The organism is Streptomyces sp. MGP-BFMKR1 (genome assembly GCF_057766585.1).
Window position 1 is genome coordinate 7,790,569 of record NZ_CM173408.1, and the last position, 25,274, is coordinate 7,815,842.

3 protein-coding genes are annotated in these 25,274 nt (G+C 74.4%); all 3 read left to right on the plus strand.

From position 1 onward, the window contains the following. Position 1: 1 nt before the first annotated feature. Genes AC3CHW_RS31315 through AC3CHW_RS31325 form a run of 3 tightly spaced genes read left to right on the plus strand, consistent with a single transcriptional unit; the run spans position 2 to position 25,255 of the window. Complete coding sequence (locus AC3CHW_RS31315) at positions 2–11,914, plus strand: SDR family NAD(P)-dependent oxidoreductase (RefSeq protein ID WP_488468711.1); 11,913 nt, start codon at positions 2–4, stop codon at positions 11,912–11,914. Between the two features lie 4 nt (positions 11,915–11,918). Continuing rightward, positions 11,919–20,336: an SDR family NAD(P)-dependent oxidoreductase gene (locus AC3CHW_RS31320; protein ID WP_488468712.1), complete on the plus strand. Its 8,418-nt coding sequence runs from the start codon at positions 11,919–11,921 to the stop codon at positions 20,334–20,336. Next, a complete protein-coding gene (locus AC3CHW_RS31325) occupies positions 20,333–25,255 on the plus strand; it encodes a beta-ketoacyl synthase N-terminal-like domain-containing protein (protein ID WP_488468713.1) in 4,923 nt (1,640 codons plus the stop codon). The genes AC3CHW_RS31320 and AC3CHW_RS31325 overlap by 4 nt, the downstream gene beginning before the upstream one ends. Positions 25,256–25,274 lie beyond the last annotated feature (19 nt).

The following is a 25,274-nucleotide window of genomic DNA, read 5'->3' on the forward strand; positions in this document are numbered from 1 at the left end:
GATGAATCGCCAGGAGATTCTGGCCGCGCTGCGCGAGAAGCGGCTGACCCCGGACGAGGCCCGCAAGCTGCTGCAAGCCGGGGCCGGGGCCGGGGCCGGGGCCACCGCCGCGTCCACCCCGGCGCGGCCGGCCGGCCACCCCACGCCCGAGCCTGCTACCCCGCCGGCGACCAAGCCCGCGACCGCGCCCAACCCCCCGCCGGCGACCGCGCCCGCCAGCGCGCCCGCCTCCGCCCCGGCGGCGGGTCCCGACGGGCGGCCGTCCCCGATCGCCGTCGTCGGCATGTCGGGCCGGTACGCCACGGCCGAGAACCTGGACCAGTACTGGCAGTTGCTGGACCAGGGCCAGGACGCGGTGCGGGAGATCCCGCCCCACCGCTGGGACATGGAGCGGTACTACGACCCGACCGTCGGCAAGGAAGGCTCCATCTACTGCCGGTGGATGGGCCTGCTCGACGACATCGACGCCTTCGACTCCTTCTTCTTCGAGATCTCCCCCTCCGAGGCGGAGATGATGGACCCGCAGCACCGCATCTTCCTGGAGGAGGCGTACCGCGCCTTCGAGGACGCGGGGTACTCGCGGCAGCGCCTCGACGGCAGCAACTGCGGCGTCTACCTGGGGCTGGCCAGCAGCGACTACTACACCCTCGCCCACGAGGCGCTCCAGGAGGGCGACGAGCTGCCGAGCGTCACCAGCGTCAGCAACGCCATCGCCGCCGGCCGCCTCGCCTACTTCCTGAACCTCAAGGGCCCGGCCCTCACGGTCGACACGGCCTGCTCTTCCTCGCTGGTGAGCGTGCACCTCGGCGTGCAGGCCCTCCAGCGCGGCGAGATCGACATGGCCCTCGCCGGTGGCGCCTCGCTGTACCTGAGCCCCGACTCGTACATGCACATGTGCTCGGCCGGCATGCTCTCGCCGGACGGCCGGTGCAAGACGTTCGACAACGGCGCCGACGGGTTCGTGCCGGGCGAGGGCGCCGGAGCCGTGGTCCTCAAGCGGCTCGCGGACGCCGAGCGCGATGGCGACCAGATCTACGGCGTGATCACCGCGAGCGGCATCAACCAGGACGGCCGCACCAACGGCATCACCGCGCCGAACCTCGGCAGCCAGATCGATCTGGTCAAGGCGGCGTACGAGCGGCACGGCATCGATCCGGCGACCATCAGCTACGCGGAACTGCATGGCACCGGCACCAAGCTCGGCGACCCGATCGAGCTGGAGGCGCTGGCCGCCGCCTTCCGGACCTGGACCGACCAGCGGAACTTCTGCGCCATCGGCTCGGTGAAGTCCAACGTCGGCCACATGTCGGCGGCGGCGGGCGTCGCCGGGCTGCACAAGATCCTGCTCTCCCTGCGGCACGCCAAGCTCGCGCCGACGCTGCACGTCAACTCGCCCAACGAGCACTTCGACTTCGAGCGCTCGCCCTTCGTGCTGACCACCGAGGGCCGACCGTGGCAGCCCGCGCCGGGCGCGCCGCGCCGCGCCTGCCTGAGCGCGTTCGGCTTCAGCGGCACCAACGCCCACGTGGTGGTGGACGAGTACGTCCCCACCGCCGCCCGCCCCGCGCCCCGGCGCGCCGGCGACCGGGAGCACACCTTCGTCCTGTCGGCCAAGGCCGAGCCCCAACTGCGGGACGCGGCCCGCCGGTTGGCCGACCATCTCACCGCGCACCCCGAGACGCACCTGGACGACGTCGCGTACACCCTGCAGACCGGCCGGGAGCCGATGCGCGAGCGGCTGGCCGTCACCGCGCGCGACCGGGAGACCCTGCTGGCGGCCCTGGACGCGTTCGCGCGGCACGGCGAGAGCCTGCCGGGCGTCCGGCGCGGGCGCGTCGCCAAGCGGCCGACCGGTCGCGACTGGGTCGAGGGCGGGCCCGCGGACTGGTCGGGGGAGTGGGCGGGCCTGTCCCCGCGCCGCGTCCCGCTGCCGACCTACCCCTTCGAGAAGTCGCGCCACTGGTACCCGCAGTCGGCCGCCGCCGCGCCCGGTGAGCGGGCGGCGGGCGACGCGGAGGGCCCCGGCCGGGCGTCCGCGCCGCACCCGCTGGTGCACGAGAACGTCTCCGACTTCACCCGGCAGCGCTTCCGCTCCCACTTCACCGGCCAGGAGTTCTTCCTCGCCGACCACCGGGTCGACGGCACGCCCGTGCTGCCCGGCGCCGCCGTGGTGGAGATGGCGCGCGCGGCGGGCGAGCTGTCCGCCGGCCAGCCCGTCACCGAGGTCAGCGAGGTCGTCTGGGCCCGGCCGGTGGTCGACCAGCGCGTGGAGGTCGCGCTGTTCCCCACCGCCGGCACCGCGGCCGGCTTCGAGGTGCACGACGGGCACGGCACGGTGTGCGCCAGCGGCCACCTGGGCTTCGAGCCGGCGACCGCGCCGCCCCCGCTGGACCTCGCCGCGCTGCGCGCGCGCTGCGCCACCCGGCTCGACCACGCGGACCTGTACCCCGAGCAGGGCGCGAGCGCCGACGAGCCGGGCTCCGGGGTGTATTACGGCCCCGCCTTCCGCACCCTGCGCGAGCTGGCGTACGGGCCCACCGACGCGCTGGCCACCCTCGCACTGGACACGGACCGGCCCGGGTTCGCCCTGCACCCGGCGCTGCTCGACGGCGCCTGGCAGGCCATCCGCCCGTTCCTGGCCACCGACGGCACCGTCTACCTGCCCTTCGCGGTGGACCGCCTCCGCTGCTTCGCCCCGCTGCCCTCGCCGGCCCACGCGCACGTGCGCCCCGCCGGGGCCGACGCGCCCGGCAGCCGGGCCTTCGACGTCACGATCACCGACGCGCGCGGCGCCGTGGCGGCCGAGGTCACCGGCTTCACCGTGCGGGCCGCCGGCCGCCCCGAGACGCCCGAGCCGGTCTTCCTCACCCAGCGCTGGCAGGAGGCGCCGGCCCGCCAGCACGGCACCGCCGACCGGGCCCGCACCCTGGTGCTCTTCACCGGCGCCGACGCCACCACGACCGGCCCGCTCGCCGGCATCGCCGCCCTCGCCGACCTGGCCGACGTGGTGGCCGTCGCGGGCACCGGCTTCGCCGCCGACGACGCCGGGACGCGGTTCACGCTGCGCCCGACCGAGCGGGACGACCACGCGCTGCTGCTCGACGCGCTGCGCCGGCACGACCGGCTCCCCGACCGGATCGTGCTGGTGGCCGCCGAACCGGCCGAAGGCCCGTACGCCGTGCACGCCCTGGCCGGCGCCCTGGCGACCGCCGGGCCCCGCTGGCAGGTCGACCTGGTGTACGCGTACCCGGTCCCGGGCGACCGACCGCACCCCGAGCACCGGGCCGTCGGCGGCTACCTGCGCAGCCTGCTGAAGGAGGACCGGTTCGTCACGGCCCGCGCCGTGGGCCTCGCGCCCGACGGCGATCCGGTCGACCGGCTGCGCCGGGAACTGGCCGCGGACCCGGCCGACGCGGTGGACCTGTGGTGGGACGGCGCGACCCGGCGCGCGCTGCGCACGGCGGAGGTCGCGACCGGCGCCGAGGGCGTGCCGGCCTTCCGTACGGGCGGCGTGTACCTGATCACCGGCGGGCTCGGCGGCGTCGGCCTGGCCGTCGCCCGCCACCTCAGCCGGGCCCACGACGCCCGCCTCGTCCTGACCGGTCGCCGGGAGCTGGAGCCGGACGCCGAACTGCCCGGCGCGCACACCCTCTACGTGCCGGCCGACGTCTCCCGCCGCGCGGACGTCGAGGCGCTCGTCGCCCGCGCCAAGGAGCGCTTCGGCCGGATCGACGGCGTGCTGCACTCCGCCGGCACCCTGCGCGACGCGCTGATCCGCAACAAGTCGGCGGCCGACGTGGCCGCCGTGCTCGCCCCCAAGGTCGCGGGCACCCGGCACCTGGACGAGGTGCTGCGGGACGAGCCGCTCGACCTGTTCGCGCTGTTCTCCTCGATGTCCGCGGTCCTCGGCAACCTGGGCCAGAGCGACTACTGCTTCGCCAGCGCCTACCAGGACGCGTTCGCCGCCGAGCGCGAGGAACTGCGCCGCCAGGGGCTGCGCTCGGGCCGTACCGTCTCGATCGGCTGGCCGTTCTGGGCCGACGGCGGCATGGCCATCCAGCCGGAGGCCGCCCGCGCGCTGCGCGACCAACTCGGCATCGCCCCCCTCGCGTCGGACGAGGGCTGCCGGGCCCTGGAGCGCGCGCTGCGCCTGCCCGAGCCGCACGTCGTGTACGCCAGCGGCGACGCGGCGGCCATCCGCCGCACCTTCGGCATCGAGCCCCCGGCCGAGGCCCCGGCCGCCCTCGAGGCACCCGTGTCCGCGTCGGCCGCGCCCGCCGCGCCGAGCGCGCCGACGGCCGAGCTGAGGAGGCAGGCGGTCGGCTACCTCACGCGCATCATCAGCGAGCGGATCAAGAGCGACCCGGACAAGATCGACGCCGCCGACGACTTCGAGGTCTTCGGCATCGACTCGATCGTCATGATCAGCCTGACCCGGCGGATGGAGGAGGACTTCGGGGAGCTGCCGAAGACCCTGTTCTTCGAGTACGGCAGCATCGAGGAGTTGGCCGACCACTTCGTGGCCGACCGCGCGGCCGACCTCCAGCGCCTGTTCGGCGCCCCCGAGCCCGCGCCGGAGGCCGAGCCCGGGGCCGCGGTCGCCGAGCCGGCACGGCGGCCCGCCACGCCGGAGCCCGTGGCCACCCGGCACGCGGCCCCCCGCTTCCGGGCGACGGCCGCCACGGCCACCTCCCCGCGCGTGAGGCCCGCGCCCGCCAGTGCCCAGGACATCGCGGTCATCGGCGTCGACGGCCGCTACCCGGGCGCCGACGACCTGCGGGAACTGTGGGCCAACCTCGCCTCGGGAACGGACTCCGTCACCGAGGTGCCGGCCGACCGCTGGGACCACGCCCAGTACTTCGCGCCCGAGGGCCGCACCCCCGGCAAGGCGTACGCCAAGTGGGGCGGCTTCCTGGACGGCGTCGACCAGTTCGACCCGCTGTTCTTCAACATCTCCCCGGGCGAGGCCGACTTTCTGGACCCGCAGGCCCGCCTCTTCCTGCAGACCGCGTGGCGCGCCGTCGAGGACGCCGGCTACACCCGTACCGCGCTGGCCGACCAGACCGTCGGGGTCTACGTCGGCGTCATGTACGGGATGTACGAGCTGTTCCAGGGCGAGATCAAGGGCGAGCCGGTGCCGGTGCCGTCCTCGTTCGCGGCGATCGCCAACCGCGTGTCGTACTTCATGAACCTGCACGGCCCGAGCATGGCTGTGGACACCATGTGCTCCTCGTCGCTGACCACCATCCACCTGGGCTGCGAGAGCATCCGCCGTGGCGAGAGCGACGTGGTCATCGCGGGCGGCGTCAACCTGACCATCCACCCGAACAAGCTGATCCTGCTCAGCCAGGGCAACTTCGCCGCCACCGACGGCCGGTGCCGCAGCTTCGGCGAGGGCGGTGACGGCTACGTGCCCGGCGAGGGTGTGGGCGCGGTGGTGCTCAAGTCCCTGGAGCGCGCCGTCGCCGACGGCGACCACGTCTACGGCGTCATCAAGGGCAGCGCGATCAACGCCGGCGGCAAGACCTCCGGCTTCACGGTGCCCAACCCCAACGCCCAGGCCGACCTGATCCGCTCGGGCCTCGCGGACGCCGGCGTGGACGCGCGCACCGTCTCGTACATCGAGGCGCACGGCACCGGCACCTCGCTCGGCGACCCGATCGAGATCACCGCGCTCACCAACGCTTTCCGCCAGCACACCGACGACACCGGCTTCTGCGCCATCGGCTCCCTCAAGTCGAACATCGGACACCTGGAGTCCGCGGCCGGCATCGGGGCCCTGACCAAGGTCCTGCTCCAGCTCAAGCACCGGCAGTTGGCGCCGTCGCTGCACTCGACCACGCTCAACCCGTACATCGACTTCGCCCGCGGCCCCTTCGTGGTCCAGCAGGAACTGGCCCCCTGGCGGGCGCCGGAGGGCCAGCCGCTGCGGGCCGGGATCAGCTCGTTCGGCGCCGGCGGGGCCAACGCCCACCTGATCGTCGAGGAGTACGTCGAGCGGCGCCCCCGGCCGGCCGAGGCCGCCGGACCGCACCTGTTCGTCTACTCCGCACGCGACGAGGAGCGGCTGCGGGAACTGGTCGCCCACCACCTCGTCGCGGCCCGGGACGGCTTCGACGGCGCGGACCTCGCCTCCGTCGCCCACACCCTCCAGGTCGGCCGCGAGGCCATGGAGCAGCGGCTCGCGGTCGTCGCGGACGACCTCGCCGAGCTGACGTCCGCGCTCGCGGCCTACCTGGCCGGCGAGGCGGGCGCCGCACGCGTCCACACCGGCGACAGCCGTGGCGCGGGGCGGCAGTCCAAGCTGCTGGTCGGCCTCTTCGAGGACTCCGACATGATGTCCGGCCTGCTGCGCGACCGGCGCCTGGACAAGGTCGCCGAGCTGTGGGTCGAGGGCATCGCCATGGACTGGTCGCTGCTGTACGACCGGCCGCCGCGCCGGGTGCCGCTGCCCGGCTACGCCTTCGCCCGGGAGCGCTGCTGGGTCACCGGCCCCGCCACGCCCCGCCCGGCCACGGGCGCCGAGCAACTCCACCCGCTGCTGCACCGCAACAGCTCCGACCTCGAAGGGCTCCGCTTCAGCTCCACGTTCACCGGCCGGGAGTTCTTCCTCGCCGACCACCGCGTCGGCGGCCAGAAGCTGCTGCCGGCCGTGGCCTACCTGGAGATGGCGCTCGCCGCGGTGCGCGCCGCCCTTCCCGAGCAGGCGCGGGACGCGGAGCTGCGGGTGCGCGACGTGGTGTGGCTGCGGCCGTGCACCGTGGCCGACGAGCCGCGCACCGTGCACGTCTCGCTGACACCGGGGCAGGGCGCGGACGCCATCGCGTTCCGCGTCCACGGCGACGACACGCACTGCCAGGGCGAGGTCGAACTCGCCGCGCCGGCCGCGGCGCCCGCCGAGACGCTCGACCTGGCCGCCCTCCGGGCCCGCTGCACCCGCCCGAGCGTCGAGGGCGCCTGGGCGTACGAGACGTTCACCCGGATGGGCATCGCCTACGGACCCGCACACCAGGCCATCCAGACCGTCTACCGGGGAACCGACGAGGCACTGGTCGCGCTGCGCCTGCCGGCGGGCGTCACCGCCGACGCCGGCCGCTACACGCTGCATCCCGCACTCCTGGACGCGGCGCTCCAGGCCACGCTCGCGCTGTCGCTGCCAGACGCCCCCGATGACCCGGCCACGCTGCCGGAGGCCGAGGGCAACTCGGCCGAACTGCCGTTCGCCGTCCGGTCGGTCGCCGTCGCGGGCGCCACGTCGCCCGTGATGTGGGCCCACCTGCGCCCGGCGCGCGGCGCGGGCGGCGGGGACCGGCTCAAGAAGATCGACATCACGCTGTGCGACGACGCCGGCCGGGTCGCGGTCCGCCTGGACCAGGTGGCGTTCAAGAGCTACGCGTTCGACGCGGGCTCGGGCGCCGCCGCGCCGACGGAGCGCCTGCTGTTCGCCCCCCGGTGGCAGGCCGCGCCGCGGCCGACCCCCACGGCGGCGGCCCACCTCGACCGGTGGACCGTGCTGGTCTGCGAGCCCGCCGCCGGCCTGCTCGACGAGCTGGCCGCGCATCTGCCCGAGGCCGACGTACGGGCCATCGCGTCGGCCGCTACCCGGCCCGCAGACCGCTACCAGGACCACGTCGTCGACCTGCTGCGGCACACCGCGCGGCTCCTCCACGACACCCGCAAGCAGAGTCTGTTGGTACAGGTCGTGGCCGCCGACGACGCCTCGTACGGACTGGCCGGCTTCCTCCAGTCGCTGCGCGGCGAGCACCCGGCCGCCAGCGCCCAACTCGTGCGCTGCCAGGACGCGCCGCGCCCGGCCGAGCTGGCCGAGCGGCTGCGCGCCGAGCGCGCCTGGCCCGCCGACCAGGTGGTGCGCTACGTCGACGGCCGGCGCGAGACCCGGCAGTGGGCGGAGCTGCCCGCGCCGGCCGGTGAGCGCGCGCCACTGTGGCGCGACGGCGGGGTCTACCTCGTCACGGGCGGCGCCGGCGGCCTCGGCCTGCTGATGGCCGACGAGATCGCCCGTAGCGTCCGCGCCCCGCACCTGATCCTCACCGGCCGCTCCGCGCCGAGCGCCCGGACCGAGGCGGCCCTGGACCAACTGCGGGCCCACGGCGCGGTGGCCGTCTACGCGCAGGCCGACGTCACGGACCCGGCGGCCTGTCGCGCGCTGGTCGCCCGCGTCGCCGTCGAGCACGGTGGCCCGCACGGCGTCCTGCACTGCGCGGGCGTCACCCGGGACCGCCTGATCACCGGCAAGACGGCCGAGGACGCCCGGGCGGTGCTCGCCTCCAAGACGGCCGGGCTCATCGCGCTGGACGAGGCCACCGCGCACCTGCCGCTGGACTTCTGCTGGCTCTTCTCCTCGGCGGCCGGCGCCCTCGGCAACGCGGGCCAGGCCGACTACGCGGCCGGGAACGCGTTCATGGACCACTACGCCGCCCACCGCAACGCGCTCGTGGCCCGAGGCGAGCGCGCCGGGCGGACGCTGTCCGTCAACTGGCAGCTCTGGCAGGACGGCGGCATGGGGCTGAGCGCCGAGCAGGCGCGGGCCGCGACCGAGGCCGCCGGCCTGGCCGTCCTCGACCGGGCCACCGGCCTGGACGCGCTCGCCGCCTGCGTGGCCACCGGCGAGGACCAGGTCCTGCCGCTGATCGGCGAGGCCACCAAGCTCCGCGCGTACCTGCGCGCCCAGACCGGCAACGCCCCCCAGGCGCCCGCCGCGACGGCCACCGACGCGACGGCCACCGACGCGCCCGCCGTCGCCCCGAGCCGGCCGGCGGCGGACGCCGAGGAACTGACCGACCTGCTGGCCGTCGCCCTGAAGGGCATCGTCGCCGAGGAGATCAAGCTCGACGCCGCGCGCGTGGACGTGCACGTACCGCTGGAGAACTACGGCATCGACTCGGTGCTCATCATCAACCTCACCCAGCAGTTGGAGGAGCACTTCGGGCCCCTGCCGAAGACGATCTTCTTCGAGAACCAGACCGTCATGGAACTGGCCGAGGCGCTGTGCCAGAGCCACCCACGGCAGGCCGCCGACCTGGCCGGGCCGCGCACGCCGGCCCCGGCGCCGGCCGCGCGGGTGTCGCCGGCCGCCGAGCCGACCGCCGAACCGACCACCGAGCGCGCCCCCGTCGCGCTGCCCGCCAACTGGTCGCGCGCCTTCACCGGCCCGGCCACGGCCAGCGCCCCGCGGGCGCCCGAGGCGGGCGGCGGCCTGGACATCGCCATCGTCGGCCTGGCCGGGCGGTACGCGCAGGCCGACGACATGGCGCAGTTCTGGACCAACCTGCGCTCCGGCCGCGACTCCGTCACCGAGATCCCCGCCGACCGCTGGGACCACACCCCGTACCTGACCGCCGGCACCAGCCGACAGGAGCGGACCTACGCCCGCTGGGGCGGGTTCGTCGACGAGGCCGCCAGCTTCGACTCGCTGTTCTTCAACATCTCGCCCGGCGAGGCCGAGGTGATGGACCCGCAGGAGCGGATCTTCCTGGAGTGCGTCCACCACGCCCTGGAGGACGCCGGCTACAGCCGCCGCTCGCTGACCGGGCAGGCCGTCGGCGTCTACGTCGGCGTGATGTACGAGGAGTACCAGCTCTACGCGGCCCAGCAGCAGGTGCGCGGCGAGATGGTCACCCTCACCGGCAGCGCCGCCTCCATCGCCAACCGGGTCTCGTACCAGTACGGCTTCCACGGGCCGAGCCTGGCCGTGGACACCATGTGCTCCTCGTCCCTGGTCGCCATCCACCTTGCCGCGCAGAGCCTGCTCTCCGGCGAGTGCGAGGCGGCCGTGGCCGGCGGCGTCAACCTGTCCCTGCACCCCAACAAGTTCCTGATGCTCGGCAAGAACCACTTCGCCTCCACCCGTGGCCGGTGCGAGTCGTTCGGCAGCGGCGGCGACGGCTACGTGCCCGGCGAGGGCGTGGGCGCCGTACTGCTCAAGCCGCTGGCCAGGGCGGAGGCCGACGGCGACCACGTCTACGGCGTCATCAAGGGCACCGCCGTCAGCCACGACGGCAAGACCAACGGCTACACCGTGCCCAACCCGCACGCGCAGACGGCCGTCATCCGCCGCGCCCTGGACCGGGCCGGCGTCGAACCCCGCCAGGTCTCCTACGTGGAGGCACACGGCACCGGCACCCGCCTCGGCGACCCGATCGAGGTCTCCGCGCTCACCAAGGCGTTCGGCAGCGAGGCCACCGAGGCCCGCCGCTGCTACCTCGGCTCCGTCAAGTCGAACATCGGCCACTGCGAGAGCGCCGCCGGCATCGCCGGGATCAGCAAGGTGCTGCTCCAGATGCGCCACGGGGAGATCGTTCCGTCACTGCACTCCACCGCGCTGAACCCGGAGATCGACTTCGCGGCCACCCCGTTCACGGTGCCGCAGGAGGTGACCGCCTGGGAGGCGCCCGACGGGCCGCGCGTCGCCGGGATCTCCAGCTTCGGCGCGGGCGGCACCAACGCGCACGTGGTGATCGCCGAGTACCAGCCGACCGCCGCGCCCACCACCCCCGACGACGCGGCCGGGCCGGTCCTGGTGCGCCTGACGGCGCGACGCGCCGACCAACTGTGCTCCCTCGCCCAGCGCCTGCTGGACTGGCTGCGCGAACGCCGTTTGACCGCAACCGAGTTGGCCGACGTCGCCTACACCCTCCAGGTGGGCCGCGACGCGTACGAGGAGCGCATCGGCTTCGTCGTCAGCCAGCAGGCCGACCTCGAAGCGGCCCTGGCCGACTTCGTCGCCGGCCACCCCGCCCCGCACCAGGGCACCGTCACCACCCCCGTGCCGCCGCCGCGCGGGCCCGCCGGCGACGAGCTGCGCGCCCGGTACGCGGCCGGCGACCACGGCGCGCTGCTCGACCTGTGGGTGGGCGGCCAGGACCTGGACTGGGAGGCGTTCACCACGCCCGGCACCCGCCGCCGCGTCAGCCTGCCCACCTACCCCTTCGCCCGGCTGCGGCACTGGCTGCCGCCCCGGGACACGGCCGCGCCCCTGGCCGCGCCGGCGCCCGCGCCGGCCGCGCTGCCGAACGGGCGGGTGGCCCCGCTGCTGCACCACAACCGCTCCTCCCTCTTCGAGCAGCGCTTCACCACCGCCTTCACCGGCCGCGAACCCTTCCTGGACGGCCACCGCGTCGGCGGCCGGAAGGTGCTGCCCGGCGCCGTGACGCTGGAGATGGCCCGCCTGGCCGGGGCGCTCAGCCTGGAGCAGGAGGTGCGCTCCGTACGGGACGTGATGTGGCGGCACCCGATCGAGGTGGGGGAGGAGCCCGTCGAGGTGACGGTGCGACTCGTCCCCGAGGAGGAGTCCGTCCTGGTCCGCGTCGGCCTTGACGGGGGGCCGCCGGCGGCCCGCGTCTGCATGGAGGCCAGGATCGACCTGGGCACCGCGCCGGCCGCGCCGCCAGGCGGCGCGCCGCCCCTGGACCTGTCCGGCGTCATCGCCCGCTGCGAGAGCAAGCTCGACGGGTCGGCCGGGTACGCGGCCATGGCCGCCGCCGGCCTCGACAACGGGCCGGGCTTCCAGGTCATCGAAGAGGTGTTGTACGGCGACGGCCACGCGGTGGCCCAACTCGCGCTGTCACCGGCGGCCGACCGGGACCCGGCGGACGTCCTGCACCCCGCGCTCGTCAACGGCGCCTTCCAGGCCGTCATCGCGCTCATGGCGGAGCCGGCCGGGCAGCCCCGGGCCAACCGGCTGCTGCTGCCGTTCTCGGTGGCCGCCATCGACATCCGCGGGCCGCTGCCCGAGGAGTGCGTCGCGCACCTGCGTCGCGCCGGCGACGCCGCGCCCGGCGGCAGCGTCGACCGCTTCGACATCACGCTGACCGACCTGACCGGCAAGGCCCTCGTGGTCGTGAAGGACTACGCCCTGAAGTCGTTTGTGACCGGGGCCGAGACAGGTGAATGAGGAAATGACCGAGCACGTCCGGTACTGGACCCCCCAGTGGCAACCCACCCGCGCCGCGCACCCCGCGCGGGCCGACGCCCCCCGCGCGAGCGGCCACATCCTGGCCCTCACCCCGTCGGAGGACGCCGAGCAGGCCCTGCGCCGAGCGGTGGCCCGCCACGACGCCGGCGCCACGCTGCACGTGGTGCGCGCGGCCGACCAACTGGTGCCGGCGCTGCGCACGCACCCGCTGCCGGGCCGCATCCTGATCTGGCACGGGCCCGCCCCGGCCGATGACGCCGGTGAGGTCGAGGGCGCGCACGCCGCCGAGCGGGAGTACTTCCTGCTGCACGAGCTGACCCAGGCCCTGCTGCGCGCGCGGCCCGAACACGACGTGCGACTCGTGCACGCCTTCGCCGAGGGCGCCGACGGCACCGACGGCGCGAGCCCCCGGCACGCCGCCGTCGGCGCCTTCGCCCGCGTCGTCGCCCTGGAGAAGCCCACCTTCGACTACCGCAGCGTCGTCCTCACCCCGCGCTCGGCGGACGACGCCGCCGCCACGCTGCTCGCGGAGTTCGACCGGCCGCGCGAGGCGGCGCAGGTCCGCTACGACGGCGACCACCGCACCGTACGCGGCCTCGCCGCGCTGCCCGCGCCACTGCCCGCGACCGCGGGACCGGGGCCGGTGCGCCCCGGCGCCACGTACCTGATCACCGGCGGGCTCGGCGGGCTCGGCCTCATCTTCGCGCGCGAACTCGCCCGGCGCGCGCCGGTGCGCCTGGTGCTCAGCGGGCGCCGCCCGCTGGACGAGCGGGGCCGCGCCGCCCTGGCCCAGTTGGCCAGCGGCGGCACGCAGGCGCAGTACGTCCAGGCCGACGTCAGCTCGGCCGACGGCGTGGCGACGCTGGTGAGCCAGGCCCGCAGCGCGTTCGGGCCGCTGGCCGGCGTCGTGCACTCGGCGGGCGTCATCCAGGACTCGTTCCTGCTGAAGAAGACCCACGAGGAGGCGGCGGCCGTGCTCGCCGCCAAGGTCCGCGGCACGGCCCTGCTCGACGCCGCGCTGCGCGACGAGCCGCTCGACTTCTTCGTGCTCTTCTCCTCGCTGGCCAGCACGCTCGGCAACCTCGGCCAGGCCGACTACGGCTTCGCCAACGCCTACCTCGACCAGTACGCGCACCGGCGCGAGGCGCTGCGCCGGCGCGGGCTGCGCTCCGGCCGGAGCCTGGCCATCGGCTGGCCGCTGTGGCAGGGCGTGGGCGCCATGCACGCGGCGGACGGCGCCGAGGAGCGGGCCAGGGACGAAATGGGCCTGCACCCGCTGACCGCCGGCGAGGGCGTCGACGCCTTCTTCACCGCGCTGACCAGCGACGCCCCGCAGGTCGTGGTCGTCAAGGGCGAGTCCCGCACCTGGGAGGCGCTGGAACGCGGCCCGCAGGCCCCGCAGGCCAGCGCCCGGCAAGCGGCCCCGGCGCCCGTCGCAGCCGCCGCCGAAGAGGAGGCCGACCCGGTGTTGCGCGGTCGGACCCGCGACCACCTGGTGCGCCTGGTCTCCCGCTACACCAAGCTGCCCACCTCCGAGATCAGGCCGGACACCTCGTTCGGCCGCTACGGCGTCGAGTCCATCCTCATCATCGGGATGACCCAGGAACTGGAAGAGGACCTGGGCCCGCTCGCCAAGACGCTGTTCTTCGAGTACGACAGCGTCAACGACCTCACCGACCACCTCGTACGCACCCGGGCACCCCAGCTCCGCGCGCACTTCGGGCTGACCGCGGCGACCCCCGCCGAGCCCGCGCCGCACCCGGCCCCGGCCGCCGCCCCCGAGCCCGCCGCACCCGTGGCGCCGGCCAAGGCGCTGTCCGGCAAGTGGGCCCTGCTCCAGGCGCGCGGCCGGGCCGAACAGCCCGCGGCCGAACCGCCAGCCGCCGACCAGCCCGTGGCCGAGCGTGCCCACCCCGTCGCGTCGCGGCCCGCCGCCCAGCGGGAGACCACCCAGCGGGACACCACCCAGCGGGAGACCTTCCAGCAGGACATCGCCATCATCGGCCTGGCCGGCCGCTACCCGGGCGCCGAAGACCTCGACGCCTTCTGGGAGAACCTGCGCACCGGCACCGACAGCGTCACCGAGGTCCCGCGCCGCCGCTGGGACCACAGCGCCCTCTACGCCCCGGAGCGCGGCAGGCCCGGCACCACCTACAGCCGGTGGGGCGGCTTCCTGGACGGCGTGGAACTCTTCGACCCGCTGTTCTTCAACATCCCGCCGGTCGAGGCCGAGTTCCTCGACCCGCAGGAGCGCCTGTTCCTGGAGACCTCCTACCAGACCATCGAGGACGCCGGGTACGCGCCCGACGCGCTCGCCGGCAAGAAGGTCGGCGTCTACGCCGGCGTCATGTTCGGCCTCTACCAACTCCTGGCCACCGACAAGCACGGCGGCTGGCTCAACGGCAACTCCTCGTACGCCTCGGTCGCCAACCGCGTCTCGTACTTCTTCGACTTCCACGGCCCGAGCATGACGGTCGACACCATGTGCTCGTCCTCGCTGGTCGCCATCCACCAGGCGTGCACCGCCATCCGCAGCGGCGAGTGCGAACTGGCCCTGGCCGGCGGCGTCAACGTGATGTCCCACCCGGCCAAGTACATCCAGTTGGGCCAGGGCGGCTTCCTCTCCAGCGACGGCCGCTGCCGCGCCTTCGGCGAGGGCGGCGACGGATACGTGCCCGGCGAGGGCGTCGGCGCCGTGCTGCTCAAGCCGCTGCACCAGGCCCTCGCCGACGGTGACCACGTGCACGCCGTCATCAAGGGCTCGGCCGTCAACGCCGGCGGCCGGACCAGCGGCTACTCGGTGCCCAACCCGCAGGCGCAGGCCGAGGTGATCGGCGAGGCGCTCGCCCGGGCGGACGTGGACCCGCGGTCCGTCTCGTACGTCGAGGCGCACGGCACCGGCACGTCGCTCGGCGACCCCATCGAGATCACCGGGCTGACCAAGGCGTACCGACGGGCCACCCAGGACCAGCAGTTCTGCGCGGTCGGCTCGGTCAAGTCGAACATCGGCCACCTGGAGTCGGCGGCCGGCATCGCGGCGCTGACCAAGGTCATCCTCCAGATGCGGCACCGACAACTCGTCCCCTCGCTGCACACCACGCCCCTGAACCCGCTCATCGACTTCCCCGAGACACCCTTCACCGTCCAACGCGCTCTCCAGGACTGGCAGGCGCCGGTGGGCCCGGACGGCCGCGCCCTGCCGCGCCGGGCCGGCGTCAGCGCCTTCGGCGCGGGCGGCACCAACGCCCACCTCGTCGTCGAGGAGCCCCCGGCCCAGCCGGCCCCCACGGACGACGTGCCCCGCGAGCACCTCTTCGTGCTCTCCGCGCAGCAGCGGGACGGGCTGCGGGCCGCCGCCCAGCGACTCCTGGCCCACGTCGACCGGCGGACCGACCCGACCCCGGCCGCCCGGCCGGCGGCCGGGATGCCCACGGCCCTGACGCCCGACGCGGTGCGTGAGGAGACCCGGGCCGCGGTGGCCCACGCCCTCGGCCTGCGCCCCGCCGACGTCGCCGACGACGAGCCGTACGCCGACCAGGGCCTGGGCGCCTACGAGTTGGTCGCCTGCCACGAGCGCCTGCAGGAGCGACTGGGGTTCGGCTTCCCGACCGAGGTGCTGCACGAGCAACCCACCGTCGCCCGCACCGCGGCCCACCTGGCCGACCTGTGCGGCGCCCGGCAGACGCCCGAGCCCGCCGCGCGGCCGGCCGTCGCGCCGGCGCTCTCCCTGGCCGACCTGGCGTACACGCTGCAGACCGGGCGCGCGGCGATGGCCGAGCGGCTGGCCGTGCGCGCCGGCGACCTGGCCGAGCTGCGCCAGGGGCTGCGCGCCTACCTGGAGGGCCGCGCGGACGCGCCCGGCGTGTGGAGCGGCTCGACCGAGGACCACGACCGCCGGCTGCACTCGCTCCTTCGACACGACGTCACCCAGAAGTACACCCGCCAACTCCTCGCCGAGGGACGGCTGGACGAGACCGCCGAGATGTGGGTCATGGGCGCCGACGCCGACTGGGCACCGCTGTGGCAGGCCCAGCGGCGCCGCCGGCTGCCGCTGCCGACCTACCCGTTCGCCCGCGAGGTGCACTGGGTGATCCCGGTCGGTCCGGACGACCCGCTGGTGCCCGCCACGGCGCTGGCCGCCACGTCCGGCGGGCCGGTCGCGGTCCCGGCCGCGGCCCCGGTGCCCGCGCTGCCCGCGGCCCCGCGCCCCGCGCCGACCCCCGCGCCCGTGGCCGCGCCGCTGAGCGGCGACGAACTGCACGCCGTCGTCCTGGAGGACGTCAAGCGCCGCTTCTCCGACGTGCTCAAGATCCCCGTCGGCCGGCTGAAGGCGCACGCGACGTTCGAGGACTACGGCGTCGACTCCGTGCGCATCACCCAGCTCAACCGGGCGCTTGAGGCGCACTACGGCCCGCTGCCCACGTCGTTGCTGTTCACGTACAAGGACCTGGAGTCCCTGGCCCGCCACCTGGCGACCACCAGCGCCGCGCGGGAGCTGGGCGCGCCGGCCGCCGTGGCCACCGCACCGGCCCCGCTCTCGCCGGCGCCCGCCGCACCGCCCGCGCCGGTCGGCGCCGCGACGGCCGGCTCCGGGGACATCGCCATCATCGGCCTCAGCGGGCGCTATCCGCAGGCGCCGACGCTCGCGGAGTTCGCGGCCAACCTGGCCGCCGGCCGGGACGCCATCACCGAGATCCCGGCCGAGCGCTGGGACCACCGCGACTTCCCGGACGTGGACTGCCGCTGGGGCGGCTTCCTCGACGACGCGCTCGCCTTCGACCCCGGCTTCTTCAACCTCTCGCCCGGCGCCGCCGCCTACATGGACCCGCAGGAGCGGCTGTTCCTGCAGGCCGTCTGGCACTGCCTGGAGGACGCGGGCCACACCCCCGAGTCCCTGGCCGACCCGGAGGCCGGCGACCGGCGCGGCAACGTGGCCGTCTTCGCCGGCGTCACGTTCAACGAGTACGGGCTGTACGGCGCGGCGGACCTGGCCGCCGGCAAGGACGTGCCGATCGACTCGCAGTTGTACTCGGTGGCCAACCGCGTCTCCTACCTGCTGAACCTGCGCGGCCCCAGCCTGGTCGTGGACACCGCCTGCTCTTCCTCGCTGTACGCCATCCACCTGGCCTGCGAGGCGCTGCGGCACGGGGAGGCCGAGGTCGCCATCGCCGGCGGCGTCAACCTGAGCCTGCACCCCAGCAAGTACCTGACCCTTGGCATGTTCAACTTCCTCTCCGCCGACGGCCACTGCAAGAGCTTCGGCGAGGGCGGCAACGGCTACGTGCCCGGCGAGGGCGTGGGCGCCGTACTCCTCAAGCCCCTCGCCCAGGCCGAGGCCGACGGCGACCACGTCTACGGCGTCATCAAGGGCACCGCCGTCAACCACGGCGGCAAGACCAACGGCTACACCGTGCCCAACCCGGTCGCCCAGGCCGAGGTGGTCCGCGCCGCCCTGGCCAGGGCCGGCGTGGAGCCGGGCGGCGTCAGCTACCTGGAGGCGCACGGCACCGGCACCTCACTCGGCGACAGCATCGAGATCGAGGCGCTGGCCACCGCGTTCGACGGCTTCCCCGACGACGGGCGGCACTGCGCCATCGGCTCGGTCAAGTCCAACATCGGCCACCTGGAGGCCGCCGCCGGCATCTCCCAGGTCACCAAGGTTTTGTTGCAGATGCGCGAGGGGCGGTTGTTCCCCAGCCGGCTCAACTCCGAGCGCCTCAACCCGGAGATCGACTTCGACCGCACGCCGTTCCGGGTCCAGTTGGAGGCCGAGCCCTGGCAGCCCCCGCAGGGCCAGCCGCGACGTGCCGGGGTCAGCTCCTTCGGGGTGGGTGGCGTCAACGTCCACCTGGTCCTGGAGGAGTACACCGGGCAGCCGCGCCCCGTGGCGGCGACCAGCGGCCCGCACCTGGTGCCGCTGTCCGCCCGCACCCCCGAGGCGCTGGTGCGCTACGCCGCCGCGCTCCACGCCCACCTGGACGGGGCGGCGCCGCACGCGCGGCCCGACTTGGCCGACGTGGCGTACACGCTCCAGACCGGCCGCCGGCCCCAGCGGCACCGCGTCGCCTTCTCGGCCACCGACCACGCCGACCTCGCCGCCCAGTTGAAGGGCTTCGTGGCCGACGGGCGGGCCGACGCGGCGCGCGAGCGGCTCGACGAGGCGGGCCGGCAGTGGCTCGACGGCGCCGACGTGGACTTCGAGGCCGCCTGGCGCGGACGCCCGGGCCGCCGCGTGCCGCTGCCCGGCTACCCCTTCGAGCGGGACACCCACTGGCTGTACGAGGGCGCGGTACGGGTCACCGCGACCGAGCCGGCCGCCGCGCCGCCGGTCGCGGCCGACGCGGAGCCCGACGGCGTGGACCACGCGTTCCTGGGCCAACTGGCCGAGGCGTTCCGGGGCGAGCGCCTGGAACTGATGGCGGGCTACCTCCAGCACCGGGTCGCCGGCCTGCTCGGCTTCGCCGACGGCCGGCTCCCCGAGACCGACCGCGGCTTCTTCGAGCTGGGCATGGACTCCATCACGTCCACGCAGATGCACAACCTGCTTGAGCGGCTGTTCGGGCAGAGCCTGGACCTGCAACTCATCTTCAACTACCCGACGATCAACGACGTGGCCGCCTACCTCCTGGACCTGCTCGACCAGGCCGGCGGACAGGTGTCCGGCGAGCAGTCACCCGCGCCCCAGGCCGCCGAGGACACGGACGCGCCCGTGTGGCTGTTCACCCGGGACTGGGTCGAGACCCACGCCAACGCGGCGCGCCAGGCCGGGGGCACGGTCGTGCTCCTGGACACCGGCGAGAAGCTGCGCACCGCCCTGCTGGGCCTGCCGGCCGGCGAGCGCCCCGAGCACGTGGTCCTCGTCCGCCCGGGCGAGCGCGGGTTCCGCGCCGTCGGCCCGGACGAGTTCGAGCTCGACCCGCTGGAGCGGGACGGCTACGAGCGCCTGCTCGCGGCGCTGGCCGAGCGCGACCTGACCGTGGACCGGATCATCCACCACTGGTCGGCCGCCGGCTCCGACGCCGATGCGGACCGGATCGAGGCCGGCCTGCACCAGGGCGTCTACGCCCTGACCGCCCTCAGCCAGGCCGTGTTGGCCAAGCTGCCGGGGCAGCGGGTCCGCCTGGTGTACGCGTACGCCTCGCGCGGCGGGGCGGCGGCGCCGGAGAGCCAGGGCATCGGCGGCTTCGTGCGGGCCGCCCGCATGGAGAGCCCGCTGCTGGTCTACAAGACGGTCGAGTTCACCCGCGCCAACCTCAGCCGGGCCCGGATGGCCGCCGCGCTGATGGCCGAGTTCGGCCACGACGACGCGGACGTGGAGCTGCGGCACAGCGGCACCCGCCGCTGGACCCGCTGCTTCCACCCGGTGCCCGCCGGCGAGATCGAAGCCGCCAAACCCCGGTTTGGCACCGGCGGCGTCTACCTGATCACCGGTGGCCCCGGCGGCCTGGCCGGCCTCTTCGCCCGCTACCTCAGCGAGGAGCACCGGGCCAGGGTCGTCCTGGTCGGCCGCCGCGCGGCGGACGCCGAGAAGCTGGCCGAACTCGCCTCCTGGGGCCGGGACGGCGGCGAGGCCGTCTACCTGCGGGCCGACATCGGCGACCGGCAGGCGGTCGCGGACCTGGTCGCCGAGGTGCGCGGGCGGTTCGGGCCGATCACCGGCCTGATCCACTCGGCCGGCGCGCTGCGGGACGGCTCGCTCCAGAACAAGCGCCCCGAGGAGATGGCGGAGGTCTTCAGGGCCAAGGTGTTCGGCACCCGGTACCTGGACGAGGCGCTGCGGGACGAGCCGCTGGAACTCTTCGTGATGTTCTCCTCGCTGGCGGCGGTCCTGGGCAACTTCGGGCAGAGCGACTACTGCTTCGCCAACAGTTACCTGGACGCCTTCGCCGAGTACCGCGCGAAGCAGTGCGAGCGCGGCGAGCGCCCGGGGCACACGCTCTCGCTGAACTGGTCGTTCTGGCGCACCGGCGGCATGGAGACCAGCGAGACGATCCTGACCTGGATGCGCAACACGCTGGGCACCGTCGTCCTGGAGGGCCCCGAGGGCTGGCAGGCGCTGCGTACCGGCGTCGGCCTGGACCACCCGCAGGTCGTCACGGTCAAGGGCGAGATCGCGAAGATCACCCGCATGCTGGGCGTCCCGGCGCGGGAGATCGAGGCCACGCTGCCGGTCGGAGCGCCGACCGAGGAGGGCGCCGAGCCGCCGGCCGGCGCGGCCTCCGTCGACCAGGCACCGGCCGCCACCCCCCTGGACGGCCCGGACGGCCTGGCGGGCGTGGACGACCCGGGGGGCCTGGACGCCGCGTCGTCCGACCTGGACGGCATGGGCGAGGACGACCTCGTCGCCCTGCTGCGGAAGGAAATCGAGCTGAGTGAGAACGAGGGGCTGGATGTTTCATGAGTGAGCAGGCGAAGAGCAGCACCACCGAGGTACTGAAACAGTCAGTCCTGACGATCCAGAACCTGCGCCGCCAGTTGGCCAGGAACCGCGAGGCCGGTCGGGAACCCGTCGCCGTGGTCGGCCTGGCCTGCCGCTTCCCCGGTGGGTGTGACACGCCCGAACGGTTCTGGGACTTCGTACGGGAGGCCGGCGTCGGCGTCCGCGACGTGCCCGACGACCGCTGGCCCGTCCAGGACCACTACGACCCGACGCCGGGCAAGCCGGGCAAGATGTACATCCGGCAGAGCAACTTCCTGGCGCGGGACGTGGCGGCCTTCGACGCCCGGTTCTTCAAGATCTCCCCGCTGGAAGCCAACGCGATGGACCCCCAGCAGCGGCAGTTGCTGGAGGTGTCCTGGGAGGCGCTGGAGAACGCCGGCCAGCACCCGGAGGAGATGCGCGGCAGCTCCACGGGCGTGTTCATCGGTATCTCCAGCAACTCCGAGTACGCCCAGCTCGTACGCGACTCCGCCGACGTCAACGAGTACATCGGCACCGGCACCACCTCCAGCATCGCCTCCGGCCGCGTCTCGTACGCGTTCGGCTGGAACGGCCCCGCGCTCTCCGTCGACACCGCCTGCTCCTCGTCGCTGGTCGGCCCCCAGCTGGCCGTCGACGCGCTGCGCCGCGGGGAGTGCGACACGGCGCTGGCCGGCGGCGTGAACATGATGCTCTCGCCGGGCGTCATGTCCTCGCTGTGCATGATGAACGCCCTGGCGGCCGACGGCAGGTCCAAGCCCTTCGACGCCTCGGCGGACGGCTACGGCCGCGGCGAGGGCATCGGCATGGTCGTGCTCAAGCGGCTCTCGGACGCCCAGCGCGACGGCGACACCGTCTACGCCGTGATCCGCGGCGGCGCCATCAACAACGACGGCGAGAGCAGCGGCCTGACCATGCCCAACGGCCAGGCCCAGAAGGCCGTGCTCGCCCGGGCGCTGCACAACGCCGGCGTCGCCCCCGAGGCCGTCGACTACCTGGAGACGCACGGCACCGGCACCCTGCTCGGCGACCCGATCGAGATCGACGCCATCCACCACGTGTACGGCCACCCCTCGCGCCGCCTGACGCTGGGCGCGGTCAAGGCGAACATCGGCCACCTGGAGGCCGGCGCCGGCATCGCCAGCCTCATCAAGACCGTGCTGTGCCTGCACCACGGCCAGATCCCGCCCATCGCCGGGCTGACCGAGCTGAACCCGCGCCTGGAACCGCTGAAGGAGTCCTTCGACTTCCCGCGCTCCGTCCGCGACTGGCCGGCCGACCCCGACCGGCCGCGGCACGCCGCCATCAGCTCCTTCGGCTTCAGCGGCACCAACGCCCACCTGATCCTCTCCGAGGCGCCCCAGGCGCCGGCGCCCGGCACGACCGGCCAGCCGGCCCGCCCCCGGCTCGCCTCCTCGCTGCTGACGCTGAGCGCCACCGACGAGGAGAAGCTGGTCCGCCAGATCCGCGGCTTCGACGCGTACCTCGCCAGCCACCCCGACGTCCCGGTCGAGGACCTGTGCTACACGGCCAACGCCTGCCGCACCGCGTTCACCCACCGCGCGGTCTTCCTCGGCACCACCGTGGCGGAGCTGCGCGAGAGCTTCGGCGCCGTACTCGCCGCGTACGAGGAGCAGGGGACGCTGTACTCCGACACCTCGGTCATCCTGGGCAGCAGCCACGGCCGGGACCGTTGGAACGCCAAGCGCACCCTGTTCACCCCGCACGCGGACGGCCGGGCCTTCGCCGCGCAGACCGACGAGAAGATCCAGCCCAAGCTGGCCTTCCTCTTCCACGGCGACGCGGGGCACACCTTCGAGGTGGCCCGCGCGCTCGCGGCCGACTTCCCCGTCTTCCGCGCCGCGCTCGCCGAGTGCCTGGCGCACTTCGACACCGCCTGTGGCCCGCAGCTCGCGGCCCTCACCACCGAGGGGGCCGAGCCCGCCACCGAACAGGCCCGGCAGGCATGGCTGTTCGCGGCCGAGTACGCCCTGTGCAAGCTGCTCGCCTCCTACGGCGTGCTGCCCGAGATCACCTTCGGCGAGCGCACCGGGTCGCTGGTCGCGGCCGTCATCTCCGGCGTGCTCGACCTGGAGGCCGCGGTCGGCCACCACCTGGCGCTGGAGCGGGCGCGCGAGTCGGCCGAGCCGGTCGCCTTCGCCCGGGTGCGCCTGGAGCGCGAGGCGTTCGATGGCGTGCTGCGCGACTGGCAGGGCCAGGCCCACCTGTCGGCCGTGTACGGGCCCAACGAGCGGGTGCTCTCCGGCGCCCCCACGGCGCTCGCCCAGGTCACCGACGCGCTGGCCGCCGCCGGCGCCGAGATCACCCAGGAGCCGGAGGGCGCCTGGCCCTCCGCCGCCTACCAGGGCCGGGCGGAGAGCTGGCGGCGCACCGTACGCGACGCCGCGTACCAGCAGCCCGACAGCCGCTACCAGTCGCCGCACACCCTGACCACCAGCCACAACCCGGAGGCGCTGCGCGCCGACTTCCGCGACCACGCGCTGACCGCGCCGATCCGCTACGACGAGGGCCTGCGGGAGCTGTACGACCAGGGCTACCGCTTCTTCGTCGAGCTGGGCGCGCCCCGCGACGCCGAGGTGCTCCAGCGCGAGGACGTCGTCGTGCTGCGGCTGACCGACGCGGGCCCCGCGCTGGAGGCGCTGCTGCGCGCGCTGGCCCGGCTCTCCTGCCTTGGCTCGTCGCTGAACTGGCAGGACCACTACGCGGGCCAGGGCCGGCGCAAGCTGATGCTGCCCAACTACCCCTTCGAGCCGACCCGCCACTGGCTGGCCCACTCCGGCGCCGACCGGGAGTCGGCCGAACTGGCCGGCCGGCTCGGCGGGCGGCTCAGCCGCGAGGGGCTGCGTGGCGAGGAGCTGGGGCTGCCGGTCAGGCAGAAGCAGTACCTGTACACCTTCGCCCACCAGAACTTCCCCGAGCTGGTGGACAACTCCGGCGTCGTCCATGTGGGTTACTACCTGGAGATGCTGCGGGCCGTGCTGGCCGAGCGACACCCGGGCCGGCTGTGCCGGGTGCGCGACATGCGGTTCACGGCCCCCATCATGGTCTTCGCCGAGGAGACCAAGGAGGTCCTGCTCGTCCTCGACCCGCGCGACGACGGCGACGGCTCGTTCGACTTCCAGTTCCACAGCAAGGAGGCCGACGCCGCGCAGTGGAGCCTGAACGTGCACGGCGTCGTGGGCCCCGCGGACGAGGTGGCCGACGCCGCGCCGCTGGACATCGCCGCCGCCCAGCGCGCCAGCGACCGCCACGTGCCCCGCGAGGAGTTCTACGAGCCGCTGGAGCAGGACCGCGGCTTCTACTTCGGCCCGGCCGTGCGCTACGTCGACGGGGCCTGGTGGCGCGGTCAGAGCGAGGTGCTCGTCGGTTTCGCGGCGCCCGAGGGAGCGACCGCGCGCCGCGCGTACGCCCTCGGCTTCCACCCCGGCGTCCTCGACAGTTGCGCCCAGACCTGCAACTACGTGGCCGTCGACCGCACCCCGAGCGGGCGCAAGTACATGGTCGCCGAGATGGACGAGGTCCTCCTGCGCCCGTGCTCCACGGCCGAGGGGCTGTTCGCCAGCGTGGCCGTCCCCGACTACGACGCGGAGCGAGGGGAGATCACCGGCAGCATCCGGCTCGTGGACGGCTCGGGCACGACCGTGGCCTCGGTCGGGCACATCCGGCTCAAGGAGTTCGACGAGAAGAAGCTCGGCGAACTCAAGGCCATGATGGACGCCACCACGCTGGACAAGGAGGGTGAGGACCGGGACTTCCTCCAGCGCTACGGCTACGCGAACGCCGAGCGCAAGCGGGAGATGGTCCTGGAGTACCTGAGCCGGCTGCTCGCGCACATCCTGGAGATGGAGCCGGACGAGGTCGACCCGGACCAGCCGATGAGCGACTTCGGCCTGGACTCCATGACCGGCCTGCGCTTCTTCCACAAGACCGGCACCCTGCTGTCCGTCGACATCTCCTTCGCCGACATGGTCCAGAGCGACACCCTGCGCGGCCTCGCGCAGGGCCTTATGGACCTGCTCCCCGGCGGCAGCGGACTGCGCGCCACCCAGACCAAGCCGTACGAGGACGACCTGTCCCCGGCGCACTGGGTGCACCGCTACGAGCCGAACCCCGACGCCAGGGTGCGCCTGTTCTGCTTCCCCAACGGCTACCGCGACGCCGACCTGTTCGACGACTGGCGCGAGCGCCTGGGCCCGGAGATCGACGTGTGCGCGATCAAGCTGCCGGGGATGGACACCAAGCGGCTGGACGAGCGGGCCCCGTCCGACCTCGACGCCTTCATGCGGACCATGGAGCGCGTCATCGACCCGAAGCTGCTCGACCTCCCCTGCGCCACCTTCGGGCACAGCTGGGGCGCGCTGTTCTCCTTCCGACTGGCCCACCGGCTCGGCCTGAACCCGGACGCCCGCCTGGTCAAGACGTTCGTCTCGGGCTTCGCCGCGCCCAGCGGGCCCAACCCCAGCATCCAGGACATCCTGGACGAGCTGGCGAAGAACGGCATGAAGCGCATCCCTACCTACGACGAGATCCGGCACGACCCCGAGGCCGTCGAGGTCGTGGTCCGCGCGTACGGGGACGCCTGGAGCTACGGCGAGGTGGAGACGCGGGCGACGCTGCCGCAGCTGCTGGCGGCGTGCAGCCTCATCGACCGCTACACCTACGACCCCGAGGAGACCTTCACCGCGCCCATCACGGCCTTCCACGGCGTGGACGACTGGGTGGCCTCGGAGGAGACCAAGCTGTGGGAGGGACTGACCACCGGTCCCTTCCTGCTGCACACCATGGCCGGCGACCACCAGTTCATCGACGCGCACCAGTCCCAGGACCGCCTGCTGGCCATCATTCGGCAGGAACTGCTGAGCGCGGTGGGCCAGTCGTGAGCGGCGGGTTGTACGGGGA

What these genes read in the sequence shown, in the direction of transcription:
- AC3CHW_RS31315 (WP_488468711.1), top strand. Translation starts at nt 2, where the DNA reads ATGAATCGCCAGGAGATTCTGGCCGCGCTGCGCGAGAAGCGGCTGACC.
- AC3CHW_RS31320 (WP_488468712.1), top strand. Translation starts at nt 11,919, where the DNA reads ATGACCGAGCACGTCCGGTACTGGACCCCCCAGTGGCAACCCACCCGC.
- AC3CHW_RS31325 (WP_488468713.1), top strand. Translation starts at nt 20,333, where the DNA reads ATGAGTGAGCAGGCGAAGAGCAGCACCACCGAGGTACTGAAACAGTCA.